This window comes from Colwellia meonggei (genome assembly GCF_057537295.1).
Window position 1 is genome coordinate 515,578 of record NZ_BAAJLZ010000003.1, and the last position, 12,978, is coordinate 528,555.

Consider the following 12,978-nt stretch of genomic DNA (forward strand, 5'->3'; position numbering starts at 1 on the left):
CAAGTTTATTTTAGGTTGGCATTGCTACAGAAAACTCCTATAGGAACTAAGATGAAAACACATTTATTAACAATCGCTGGCCTTATTTTTTTTACTACTAGTGTTGCGCACGCCGACGAAAAATATAGCCACTTTCCATCATTACAAGCGCCAACGACGAGTGCGGCTCTTTGCAATTTAGCGGCGTATAATCAAAAGTTACAAGCGATAGTTAACAAGAAAGAATTATCGCCTGAAGATATGGTTAAAGTTCACGAACTAACCTATACACTCGAAAATGCGGTTATTAAACTGCAAAAAAACCTCGAAACTATTGCGGTAGATCTTGAGAAAGTACATAAAGCATCAGAGCATTTAGACCAAAAAGTCATTAAAGGCTCTGGAGATAAGTACTTAGCTGCAACGCAGCTAATTTTAGCTAAAAGCATGTGTAAATAACTAGCAATACGGTTGTTATGTAGAGCTTAATTGAAAATAGAGTATTTATAATTATTTGATGTTTTCAAGTCGGTTTATTTTAATAGTTGTTCCATCCTGAAATATGTTACATATCTCAGGATGGAAATGCAGATAAAGCAATAAAAAATGGTTAAACAGTTAACCTTGAACTCCGCCTTTTATTAAATTAGCGGGATCTAGCAGTATGGTTAATTCTTCACGACTAAGTTCTGTGTTCTCGGTGGCAACATCTACGATGGCTCTTCCTTCTTTGTAGGCTATTTTAGCTATTTCGGCTGCTTTTAAATAGCCAATAATAGGATTTAAAGCGGTAACTAAAATAGGGTTTCGCGCCAGTGTTTCTGAAAGCTTGTTTTCATTTACGGTAAATGTGGTAATCGCTTTGTCAGCTATTAAGTGACTAATATTGCTAAGTAATTCGATACTTTCTAATAAGTTTTTTGCTACAAGTGGCAACATAACATTCAGTTCAAAATTGCCAGATTGGCCAGCTATGGTTATCGTTGAATCATTGCCAATTACTTGCGCCGATACCATAGTTGCCGCTTCTGGAATTACAGGGTTTACTTTGCCTGGCATGATAGAGGAGCCCGGTTGTAATGCTTCTAATGCTATTTCACCTAACCCTGCTAATGGCCCGGAGTTCATCCAACGTAAATCATTCGCTATTTTCATTATAGTTACCGCTGTCGATTTTAGTTGTCCTGAGAGTGTAACAGCAATATCTTGCGAGCTAATATGAGTAAAAAAGTTATTGGCAGGGTTAAAATCGATAGCTGTTTTCTTAGATAATGCTTTACTAAAAGCTGACGAAAATTCTGGGTGTGCATTGATACCGGTTCCTACTGCTGTGCCCCCTTGTGCTAAGGTTTTTAAGCTAGGTAAAACACCTTCAATAAAGTTAATGTTTTGCTGTAATTGATCTGCCCATGCATGAAGTGATTGTGCCATGCTTATTGGCATGGCATCCATTAAATGAGTGCGGCCTGTTTTTATAAAGTGGCTGACTTCTTCAGCTTTATTATTAATGGCGTCCCTTAAGTACCTAAGTGCGGGTAACAGTTTATTATTTACTTCTATCGCGGCACTAATGTGAATAGTGGTTGGAATAATATCATTACTACTTTGACCATAATTAATATGGTCATTAGCGCTAACTTTTTCACCCAAATTTTCTGTCGCTAGAGTAGCGAGTACTTCATTGGCATTCATATTTGAACTGGTGCCTGAGCCAGTTTGAAATACATCAACAGGGAAGTGCGGCATAAAGTCGTTATTTAATAAGGTATCAATTGCTTGGCAAATAGCATTCCCCATTGATGTTGAAATCTGTGCTAGCTCACTGTTTGCTTTTGCTGCTGAATATTTTGCGAGCAATAGTGCTTTAACAAAAGCCTTTGGCATTTTCTGACCACTTATGGGGAAGTTATTAATTGCACGTTGTGTTTGCGCCGCATAAAGTGCGTTTTGAGGAACTTGTAATTCGCCCATACTGTCTTTCTCAATACGATATTGATCCATTGTTACTCCATAGTTATTAAGATGATAAGCTTTTTTCTACATAACGTGTAGAAACTGCTAGTTCATGAAAAAGGTGCTGTAGATGCTGTTCAGATTTATCATCACTTGCCACTTTTTTAAGTGAACTTAAAGGAAGATAAATGTTGTCTAAGCATGTGCGTCGCCAATGTATTGGGACTAAATCGTCTAATACAGTTTCCAACAACAAGTAAAATTGTGCTGTATATCGCTCACGTAAGTTTATTGTTGGTAAATCATCGCTTTGACCAAGATTTAGCCATAATTTAATCAACATTAAATTGTCGGGTTCTATACCTGAACGAATTTTTTGCTCTAGTTGTTTTATAGGTATAGCACGGTATGAAAAGTGTGAAGTTTGCATAGTAAACTGAAACGATATTTAAAATTTGTTAAACGCCATGCTATTGCAAATGATAATTATTTGCAATTGGGTTTTGAGTAAATTTATATAAAAAATACGGATAGTGATGCTTATAGGTTAATTTATTTAGGTAAAGATATGCAGCAATTGCTAGACAAAGTGAATACCGCCATCACTCAACCACAACAAATACCTTTACGACAAGAATGGCAACGTGGCTTATAAATTATTGTGTTAATTTATGGATTACTGCTGGCTGATAATGATATTTTTTATGCTGCGCTGTGATAACAATAAAAACATAGCCGCAGAGAGTATTGCTGATGCGAAAATCATACACATAACGATTATTTGATAACGGGCAGCAATTAGTGGAGATACGCCAGATAATATTTGTCCGGTCATCATGCCGGGTAATGATACTAAACCTACAGCAAACAAAGAGTTAATCACGGGGATTGTAGCGGCATTTAAGGCCTGTTTACGAGCTAACTTATATGCGGTTTTGTTGTTGATTTCTGAGAATAAGCGTTCAGCGCAAAGGCTTATACTGTTCATGGCATTGGCAAAAATCATACCTGCTAATGGAATAATGACTTGTGGTTGGTACCAAGGTGTTATCGACAAAGCACCTTGGCTAATAAGTAATAAAGTAAAGCCACCGCCGAAAAATATTGCCATAAAACCATATTTAAACAGCAAACGACGGTATTGACTGAGTGTGCGCAGCGCAATCCAGCATGAAATACTGATCATCATCAGCAGGATGCCTGTGATTAACCAAGGGCTGTCTGAAAAGAAAATATAGCTAAGCACATAACCTATTAATAATAACTGAACTAGCATGCGTGCAAGTGCATAACCAGCTTGCTTAACCTCTAACGACCAAAAGTATAGAAAAGCAACGGCAATAATAACGGGAACAAAGGCTATTGCGAGATCCGCCAATGTTATTATTTGTAAGGTATTGCTCATAAATTAGTACTTTGGGTAGTTAATAAAGCAATATTATCAAACATTTCTTGCATTCGGTATAGACAAAATCATTAGCGATTACAGGTTTCATGTTTGTAACTTTTTGTAATTACGCAATTAAATCCTAGTTAATTGATAGACAAAGACTAATGACTTTGGTTAAATAACGGGGCTCAGCATCTTGTATTATTTCTGTTGAGTTATATTTATCGCTATCCATCGCATTTAATTGGTTTTATTTTGACAAATACAACAACTTTACCTAGCACAACGAATAGCAAAGTGCGCTCGAAGTTTACACTAACAACCATGTTAGTGATGTTTGTATGTCAAATTTTTGCAACCTGTGTCAATGCCTCCGTGCACTTTCCAAGTGGCGAACATCCCTTAGGTGAAAAAATAGCCCATGCTCACTACCATAGTGAACAGCAAAGTAATAATTTTCAAAATGCTAATGACGATGTCGCAGGCGTAAGTGAAGAAGATACTGAACACGAACATGCTAATCACTCTCACTTGTCTTGTTTCCCTCCGGTTGAAAATAACCTGATATCAAACATAGTTATTGCGGATATAATCACCAATAAACACATTAACTACCCAGATTATAATTACGCACCGCCAATACCACCTCCAAGTATCTAACGTCCAATACTGATCAATAATTTTTATTAATCAATTCAATAGTTTTGCTATTGGATAGTGGAGTTATACCGTGAAAAAATATCAACAGGCTGTGATGTCAGCCGTCGGTTTTTGCTTGTTTGCAAGCTTGAGCTCAGTCAGCTTAGCGCAAACAGTGAATCCAGCATCATCAAAAGCTATTTTAACCGCCGCCACTCCGGAGAACATTTCTCTAGAATGGGCCTTACAACAGGCGTTATTAAAAAATAACCGTTTACAATTATTTTCGTTTGAGCAACGCATTACTGAAGCGCTCGAAATACAAGCAAATTTAAGCCCTAACCCAACATTAGAAGTGACCGTTGAGAATATATTTGGTAGTGGCCAAGTCAGTGGTATTAATCGCGCACAAACAACCTTTGCTTTAAGCCAAGTAATAGAAATGGCAGACAAGCGTCAACGTCGCATTGAGTTAGTTCACGCTAAGCAACGCCAGCAGCTAAGTGAATATGAATTGCAGCGCATGGAAGTGTTGTCAGAAACAACTGCACGCTATTATCGTGTATTACATTTACAAGCGATAAAGCGCTGGTTAGACGAAAAACTCAATATAGAGCTCACCGCACTCAATAATATTAAACAAAGGGCGCAAGCTGGCAGTGTTACCCAAGCCGATGTCAGCCGTGTTTTGTTACGCGTTACCAAAACTCGTCGTAATTTACAGTCTACTATTTCAGGTTTAAGCATTAAAAAACAAGAGCTTGCTATGATGTGGTCAGAGCAAGCAAAATTTGAAGTTGTTGAAGGGCGTTTATCGCTGAATACACCATTGCCTAAGACTGAAAAGGTATTAAATGCTATTGAATCTTCGCCTGAATTTATGCAATTGCTAAATGCCGAGCAAATATTGAAAGCGAAAACACGTGCTGAAATTGCCAAAGGTGAAGTTGATATATCAGTCGGGCTTGGTTTGCGTCGTTATGAAGAGTTTGACGATAGTGCTTTTATGTTGACTTTCTCCATGCCGTTGGCATTAACCAACAGCAACCAAGGTAATATTTTAGCGGCGAAGCAGCGGGAAAATAAGCTATTACAGCAACAGAAATTAGCGCGAAGCCAAATTCGTTTAACCTTGTTAGCAATACAGCAACGGTTAAAAACAACGCATGAGTTATTACAGTCGCTTAGTCGTAATAACTTGCCACTGGCACAGCAATTAATGCAAGAAACAACACAGGCTTACAATGCAGGCAAAGTTAATGTACTGCAATTACTTGATGCACAAAATGAATTATTTGAAGTTCAATTAGAACTTATCAATAACAAGTTTGAAGTTGTCATGCAGTTATTAGAGTTAGAGCGAATCACGGGTCAGTCGATGACCCAGCACACTACAAATAGTAATAATTCAAATCATGCCAGTAATTTCACCTCGAAAACTATTCAGGAGCAAAACTAATGTTTGTTCTCAAGCAAAGTAAAATTAATAAAATATTCTCAATTACGATCTTATTTCTTTCTCTAATTATCGGCACTAGTTATGCCGAGCAGCACCATGAAGAATCTGAACTAAAAGGACCACATGGCGGTAAATTAATACAACAGGGTGAATACAGTGTTGAAATTACGGTTGTTGAGCAAGGTATACCACCAGAGATGCGGGTATTTGTTTATCAAAAAAATGAATTGCTAAACCCTAATGCCGTTGATTTAAATATTACCTTGTCTCGTTTAGGAGGTAAGCAAGACAAATTAAGCTTTGCCCCAGAGCAAGATTACTTGGTGAGTCAGCAAACTGTTGTTGAGCCTCACTCTTTTACTGTCGAAGTTGAAGCTAACATTCAAGGTAAAAAGCTGAATTGGCAATATGATAACTTTGAAGGCCGAACTGTTATTAGCGATCGTTTATTAGCGCTATCACAAGTAGAAACTGAACAAGTAAAACCACAAACATTGCACTTCAATGATACCTTATTTGGCATTGTATCTCCGATCACCAATAAAGTTGCAAATGTTAATGCACCATACCCTGGTATTATCAAAGCAATTAAAGTCAACCTTGGTGATAGCGTAAAAGCAGGGCAATTAGTTGCGGTAGTAACCAATAGCGATACGTTGCAAGACTATCAAGTTTATAGTGTTAGCGCTGGTGAAATAACTGATCAGTTTTTAAATGTTGGAGATAACACCCAAGGCTCTGCCATAGTGCAAGTAACTGATCTTTCGTCGGTATGGATAGACTTATCAGCATTCCCTCAAAATATAGAAAAACTCTCATTAGGTTTACCAGTAACAGTAAGTGATAACCATGGTGGTGAACGGGCGAAAAGCACCATTAGTTATATTGCCCCTAAAATGACAGGTGGTCATATTGCAAGAGCTCGAGCGGTGCTTGATAACACCGAAGGACATTGGCGCCCTGGAATGCACATAAAAGCAAATATCGAAACGAAAAGGTTAGATGCTGCAATGGCGGTTCGTGTCAGTGCTTTGCAAACGTTTCGAGATATGCCTGTAGTGTTCGCAAAGTTCGGCAATACCTTTGAAGTTCGAATGGTAGAGTTGGGTGAAAGTGATGGTAAATATGTAGAAGTGTTAGGTGGCATTGCTGCTGACACAGAATACGTAACTCAAAATAGCTATTTAATGAAAGCAGATGTTTTAAAAGACGCTGCTAAGCATGATCATTAGGGGCTAATTATATGAATAGTATTATTAAGTTCTCTTTAGAGCGGCGCTGGCTGATTATAGCGTTTACATTATTGATAGCAGCGTTTGGTGTTAATAACCTTTTAAAACTTCCTATTGATGCCGTGCCTGATATAACCAATATTCAAGTACAAATAAACACCCAAGTTGATGGTTATTCGCCATTAGAATCTGAACAGCGTGTGACCTACGTTGTTGAAAATGCTATGGCGGGAATACCTGATTTAGATTATACCCGTTCGGTTAGCAAGTATGGGTTGTCGCAAGTTACTGTTATATTTACAGAAGGCACCGATATTTATTGGGCGCGACAACAAATATCCGAACGTTTACAAGGTATACGTTCATCATTACCACAAGGTGCTGAGCCAACACTAGGCCCAATAGCTAGTGGCCTAGGTGAAGTTTTTAGTTATGCGATTAGAGCAACAGAAGGTGCAACTAAAGCGGATGGTAGTGCATATAGCGCAGAAGATTTAAGAACGATTCAGGATTGGATCATCCGCCCACAACTTGTGCAAGTACCCGGTGTTACCGAAATTAATAGTATCGGTGGCTTTGAGCGTGAATATCAAGTTGCCCCAGTTCCGGGAAAGTTATTAGCCTTTAAGGTGACTATTGCGCAAGTTATTAGTGCGCTTGAACGTAATAATCGAAATACAGGTGCAGGTTATATTGAACGTAACGGTGAACAATGGCTAGTGCGCTCGCCTGGTCAGCTAAAATCACTGGAGGAAATTGCTAATGTTGTGGTGGCGAAACGTGATGATGCTCCAGTTCGAATTCGTGACGTTGCCGATGTTTTTTATGGTAAACAACTGCGTACAGGTGCAGCAACACAATCAGGTAAAGAAACGGTATTAGGTACGGCATTTATGCTGATTGGTGAGAATAGTCGTATTGTTGCGAAGGCCGTTGCTCAACGCTTAGAAAAAGTTAATGAAAGCTTACCTGCGGGTGTAGTTGCTGAAGCGGTATATGATCGAACCACATTAGTCGATAAAACTATTGCCACGGTACAAAAAAACCTTTTTGAAGGGGCGGTATTAGTTATTGTTGTGCTTTTCGCTCTACTAGGTAATTTTAGAGCGGCCTTTATTGCTGCCTTAGTTATTCCGCTAAGTATGCTATTTGCAATTTCAGGAATGGCGGTTAACCGTGTTTCCGGTAATCTGATGAGCTTAGGTGCTATTGATTTTGGTGTCATTGTTGATGGTGCCGTTATCGTGGTTGAAAATGCCTTGAGACGTTTAGGCATGGCACAACAGCAACAACAAAGGCTACTATCGTTAGAAGAAAGGCTTAAAGTTGTGTTTGAGGCAACTAAAGAAGTGTTTAGACCTGCCGTTTTCGGTGTATTGATCATCATGTTGGTGTATTTGCCTATATTCGCCTTAAGTGGTGTTGAAGGTAAAATGTTCCATCCTATGGCTTTTACCGTTGTTGCTGCTTTAATTGGTGCAATGATCTTTTCTGTAACCTTTGTTCCTGCAGCAATTGCATTATTTGTTCGAGGCAAAGTTAGCGAGAAAGAGAACTGGCTAATGGCAAAAGCACGTGCTTGCTATGAACCCGTTTTATATTTTTCGTTAAAACGCCCATTATTACCTTTGCTAGTTGCCGGCGCGGTGGTTGTTTTTAGTGGCTTTCAGGCTAAACAATTAGGTACTGAATTTTTACCACAACTTGATGAAGGCGATCTGGCTTTACATGCTTTACGTATTACTGGCACAGGTTTACAACAATCTGTCACTATGCAGCAAAATCTTGAAATCCTTATTGGTGAACTTGATGAAGTTGAACGGGTGTTTTCAAAAATTGGTACACCGGAAGTGGCGACTGACCCTATGCCGCCAAATGTAGCGGATACATTTTTGATCATGAAGCCGATGTCACAATGGCAAGATCAAACTAAAACTAAGGCACAATTTATTGAAGAACTTCGAAATTTAGTTGAAGCTATACCTGGTAACAAGTATGAGTTTACCCAACCAATTGAAATGCGCTTTAATGAGTTGATTGCGGGGGTACGTGCTGATGTTGCACTGCGTATTTACGGCGATGACTTGGCAACATTAAAAGATGCAGGCGATAACGCTGCGGCCTTAATTGCTAATATTCCCGGCGCTAAAGATGCACGTGTTGAACAAATGTCAGGTTTGCCTATGTTATCAATTGAGCCTAACCGTGATCATTTAGCATTATTAGGTTTAACTATTGCTGATGTGCAAGCAGCTGTACAAGCGGCGATCGCCGGCGTTAAAACTGGTCTTATTTATGAAGGCGATAGACGTTTTAATTTAGTTGTGCGTATGTCGGAGAATGTCAGCCAAGATTTATCCGCATTAGCCAATTTGCCAATAGCGCTGTCAAAAGATCTGAATCCAGATTTAAGTTACGTGCCGCTAGGAGAAGTAGCAACCATCAGCCAGCAAGTTGGACCAAATCAAATAAACCGCCAAAGTGGTAAACGTCATGTCATTGTTACTGCAAATGTGGAAGGGCGTGATTTAGGATCTTTTATTGCTGAAGCTAAGCAGGTGATGAAAAACAACTTAGGTTTAGCTAGCGGTTATTGGACTGAGTACGGGGGCACATTCAAGCAACTTGAATCGGCATCGCAGCGTTTGATGATTGTTGTGCCATTAACCTTGTTACTAATTTTTGCCCTGCTTTACAGTGCTTTTGGTTCATTTCGTGATGCCTTAATCATTTTTAGTGGCGTTCCTCTGGCATTGACAGGCGGGATTCTAGCTTTGGTGATTCGTGATATGCCGTTATCTATTTCAGCGGCGATTGGCTTTATTGCTTTATCGGGTATTGCGGTGCTCAACGGTGTAGTGATGCTGTCGTTTATTAAAGAGTTGATAAAAGATGGTATGGAGGTTGTCACGGCAATTAAACAAGGGGCTAGCCAACGACTTCGCCCAGTATTAATGACCGCACTGGTGGCAAGTTTAGGCTTTGTGCCTATGGCAATAAATATAGGTACCGGAGCTGAAGTTCAAAGACCACTAGCAACGGTAGTTATTGGCGGTATTGTTTCTTCAACCATACTAACCTTGATCATATTACCTTTGCTGACCAGCTTAGTATATAAATTCAATAAAAAAGTATAAATACAGTGCGCTGCTAATACAGTGGCGCACTAAATTAACTTATTAGTTAACGGTACCAAGGAGTGCTAAGTGAATAAAATAGTTAAAAACTCAATGCGATTATTGTTAGTAATTACGGGGCTATTTGCTTCGTTTTCACTACTAGCACATGGCGTTGATGATGCAACTAAACAATTTTTAGAAGCTAACCAAGGGGCAGCAATATTTCCTTTTATCTATATTGGCGCTAAACATATGGTGACAGGCTATGATCATTTATTGTTTTTAGTAGGTGTTATTTTCTTTTTGTTTCGCAGTAAAGATGTGGTGATTTATGTCAGCCTGTTTACTATTGGACATAGTTTAACCTTACTTTATGGCGTATTTAGTGATATTCAAATTAACGCCTACTTAATTGATGCAATTATCGGCTTGTCGGTTGTTTATAAAGGTTTCGATAATTTAGGTGGCTTTAAACGTGTATTTGGATACCAGCCAAATACGAAGCTTGCGGTGATGATTTTTGGTTTATTTCATGGTTTTGGTTTAGCAACAAAAATTCAAGAGTTTAAGTTACCTGAAGACGGCTTAGTAACAAACATTATTGCTTTTAATATCGGTGTGGAAATAGGGCAGTTTCTTGCTTTAGGTATGGTATTGATCATATTAAGCTTTTGGCGCAGACATCGTAGCTATTTAAGCTTTGCAACGCTAACTAATACCGCCTTAATGAGCGCAGGTTTTATGTTAATTGGTTTGCAATTAACGGGTTATTTCGTCGCATAAGTATTGTTAGTAAAAATTTAAAATAGATATTAGCGCAAGCTAAATCAATATTAAGAAAAATTTAGGAATTAAAAATGAATGAGTTTAATGTGCCGGTGCACTCAACTAAAACTTTAATTAAAGCGGGTGTAATTGCCGCAATTATTGCCATTGTTGTGCTTATTAGCTGTATTTTACCGGCGGAATATAATATTGACCCAACTGGTATTGGTAAAGCACTTGGTTTAACGGCGATAGCAGAAGCATCAGAGAAGCCAGTAGCTTTAAAGATTGACCGCGGCACGCAGATTGATGGAATGCGCAGCGACAATGTTGAAGTAGTGATTCCTGCTGGTAAGGGCTTAGAATATAAATTGTATATGGACAAATATGCTCACCTTGAATATGAATGGCAAACAGCAGCTGGTGTGGAGCTTTATTTTGATTTCCATGGTGAGCCAGAAGGTGATACCACTGGTTATTTCGAAAGCTTTGCAATTACTACATCGAATAATATGAAAGGCTCATTAACTACGCCATTTAAAGGCGTACATGGCTGGTATTGGAAAAATAAAAGCGATAAACCTGTAACGGTATCGTTAACCATGAAAGGGTATTACACCATTAAAGGTTAAGTATTTCAGACTAGTTAACCTTTTAAAAACGTAAGTCATGTTAAGCCACTAATATATTGTTTATTAGTGGCTTTTTTAGTAAATATATCAGCCAATAAAAATAGGACTACCCAGCATTAAGTAAGTGCTATTAGTTTTCTTTTTTAACTGCATTATCGTTAAATATTTCTTGGCAATCATTGGCTTCTTGGCAGTCAATACGCTCGTTAATGCTAGGATCATGAATTGGAACTTCATCTGCGTAAACACCTTTTGTTCGCCATTTCCCGGTTTGCCAGCGCTTTAAGGCAATAACACCGCGAATACATTCATCAACGCTAGTTGCTAGCCAAATACCTACCAAACCATAAGCAAAATGTAACCCAAGTAACCAGGCTAAAGGCAAGGCAATAAACCACATAATAATAAAGCCAACGGTTGAAACATATTTTGCATCACCAGAAGCCCGTAAAGATGCACCAACAATAAGGTTAAAGCTGCGGCCAAACTCGCCAAGAATTGCTACCATTAAAATAAGCTTACTAATGCCCAAATGTCGGTGTTTTCGGTAAACACTGCAAATAGTTGATCAGAGAGCGCGAGCAAGGTAAAAACAAAAAACATCGCGCCAACAATACCTAGTTTTAAGCCTGTCATAAGCTGGCTATGAGCTTCATCAAAGCGCTTAGCGCCAATATAATGAGCAACTTTAATTTGTACGCCAGAGCTAATAGCAAAGCCATATAAAATCGCGGTGAACAATAAATTAAAACTATAAATACGAGTAGCAAGCGCAAGTTGCCCCATAGTTACTATCATTGCTGTCATCAATATTTGCGTAAACTGCCATGACATAGGCTCTAAAACAGAAGGCATCGCAATTTTTAAAATTGGCGCACTATTACTTTTAAATGTTGGCCAACTTCTGGGCAAAGAAATTTTAATTTTTAAATGCTTAACGATAATAACTAAGGTAAAACATAAACTAATAAGCCAAGCGGTAACCGACGCATAGGCGACACCCTGTAAGCCAAGAGCAGGAAAACCAAACTTACCGTCAATTAATAAGTAGTTGAATAAAATATTGACTATGGTCATTACTAGCGTTGACCACATATTCCAGTTAGTTTTTCCTTGCGAGGTTAATACAGCAGCGGCGGCGAAACGAATGGCGAGTATCCAAGTGCCCATGCCTATGGTCGTAAGATAAATGTTCGCCATTGATGCCATTTCACCATTTAGCCCCATCCATTGGCTAAACAGCGGAGCAAATAGCACCATTAGCAAGGTTAATACTATGCCACCAAAGAGTAAAATGACAAAAAGCACACCATAAGTAGTTGCTAATTTACTTTTATCGCCGGCACCAATTCGTTGAGACGCAACACTACTGCCACCTTGATGCAAAGTACTATATAGCGCAAAAGCAATGCCGAGTATTGGCATAATAGCGCCAACAGATGCAGCTGCGGAATCTGAAATGCGACTTAAAAACCAAGCATCAGTTACATTGATCATAAAAATGAAAAATAAATCGATAAATATCGGCCAAGTTAGGCTGAATAGGGTACGATCGGCGACTGATTGACTAGATTTAGGCACAAAACTTCCTTGAAAATTGTAATCTTACATTATATCAGTTGATTGATATTTTGTTACCACCGAACATTGTTTCAAATTGTAGACACTTTGAATGTTTATTTTTTTCTTGTAAAAACACAGGACGGTTATCAAAAAATCAATATTTGACGGATAATTCAACAGTTAGTCAAAAAAATGAAATAAAATGCTAAATATGCGAAATTAGCACTTTACAAACTGACGAACAGTA

The 12,978-nt window shown here is 38.5% G+C and carries 12 protein-coding genes; 7 read left to right on the forward strand and 5 right to left on the reverse strand.

Features of this window, described 5'->3' with window-relative positions; translation table 11 throughout:
* Positions 1 to 51 precede the first annotated feature (51 nt).
* Complete coding sequence (locus tag AC27E9_RS10815) at positions 52 to 438, forward strand: DUF6746 family protein (protein ID WP_487130014.1); 387 nt, start codon at positions 52 to 54, stop codon at positions 436 to 438.
* Positions 439 to 597: 159 nt separating this feature from the next.
* Here the strand turns inward: AC27E9_RS10815 and AC27E9_RS10820 are convergent, their stop codons facing one another.
* The 3 genes from AC27E9_RS10820 to AC27E9_RS10830 form a co-directional block, all read right to left on the reverse strand.
* Entirely contained in the window at positions 598 to 1,980 is a 1,383-nt protein-coding gene (locus AC27E9_RS10820; protein ID WP_487130016.1) for a class II fumarate hydratase, read from the reverse strand.
* 16 nt (positions 1,981 to 1,996) lie between these two features.
* Positions 1,997 to 2,362: a hypothetical protein gene (locus tag AC27E9_RS10825; protein WP_487130018.1), complete on the reverse strand. Its 366-nt coding sequence runs from the start codon at positions 2,360 to 2,362 to the stop codon at positions 1,997 to 1,999.
* Between the two features lie 246 nt (positions 2,363 to 2,608).
* Entirely contained in the window at positions 2,609 to 3,337 is a 729-nt protein-coding gene (locus AC27E9_RS10830; protein WP_487130020.1) for an ABC transporter permease, read from the reverse strand.
* Between the two features lie 240 nt (positions 3,338 to 3,577).
* Between AC27E9_RS10830 and AC27E9_RS10835 the strand changes: the two genes are divergently transcribed.
* The 6 genes from AC27E9_RS10835 to AC27E9_RS10860 all read left to right on the forward strand — a co-directional run bounded on the left by AC27E9_RS10835 (position 3,578) and on the right by AC27E9_RS10860 (position 11,168).
* A complete protein-coding gene (locus AC27E9_RS10835) occupies positions 3,578 to 3,982 on the forward strand; it encodes a hypothetical protein (RefSeq protein ID WP_487130022.1) in 405 nt (134 codons plus the stop codon).
* Between the two features lie 70 nt (positions 3,983 to 4,052).
* Entirely contained in the window at positions 4,053 to 5,420 is a 1,368-nt protein-coding gene (locus tag AC27E9_RS10840; RefSeq protein ID WP_487130024.1) for a TolC family protein, read from the forward strand.
* Complete coding sequence (locus AC27E9_RS10845; protein WP_487130026.1) at positions 5,420 to 6,652, forward strand: efflux RND transporter periplasmic adaptor subunit; 1,233 nt, start codon at positions 5,420 to 5,422, stop codon at positions 6,650 to 6,652. Before AC27E9_RS10840 ends, AC27E9_RS10845 begins: the two co-directional genes overlap by 1 nt.
* Before the next feature lie 11 nt (positions 6,653 to 6,663).
* Positions 6,664 to 9,789 carry an efflux RND transporter permease subunit gene (locus AC27E9_RS10850; protein WP_487130028.1) on the forward strand — a complete coding sequence of 1,042 codons (3,126 nt, stop codon included), beginning with the start codon at positions 6,664 to 6,666 and terminating at the stop codon, positions 9,787 to 9,789.
* Between the two features lie 93 nt (positions 9,790 to 9,882).
* Positions 9,883 to 10,554 carry a HupE/UreJ family protein gene (locus AC27E9_RS10855; protein WP_487130068.1) on the forward strand — a complete coding sequence of 224 codons (672 nt, stop codon included), beginning with the start codon at positions 9,883 to 9,885 and terminating at the stop codon, positions 10,552 to 10,554.
* Positions 10,555 to 10,628: 74 nt separating this feature from the next.
* A complete protein-coding gene (locus tag AC27E9_RS10860; RefSeq protein ID WP_487130030.1) occupies positions 10,629 to 11,168 on the forward strand; it encodes a hypothetical protein in 540 nt (179 codons plus the stop codon).
* 130 nt (positions 11,169 to 11,298) lie between these two features.
* Here the strand turns inward: AC27E9_RS10860 and AC27E9_RS10865 are convergent, their stop codons facing one another.
* Entirely contained in the window at positions 11,299 to 11,676 is a 378-nt protein-coding gene (locus AC27E9_RS10865; protein ID WP_487130032.1) for a hypothetical protein, read from the reverse strand.
* Positions 11,676 to 12,749, reverse strand: coding sequence for an MATE family efflux transporter (locus AC27E9_RS10870; protein ID WP_487130034.1), 1,074 nt, complete (start codon positions 12,747 to 12,749; stop codon positions 11,676 to 11,678). The genes AC27E9_RS10865 and AC27E9_RS10870 overlap by 1 nt, the downstream gene beginning before the upstream one ends.
* Positions 12,750 to 12,978 lie beyond the last annotated feature (229 nt).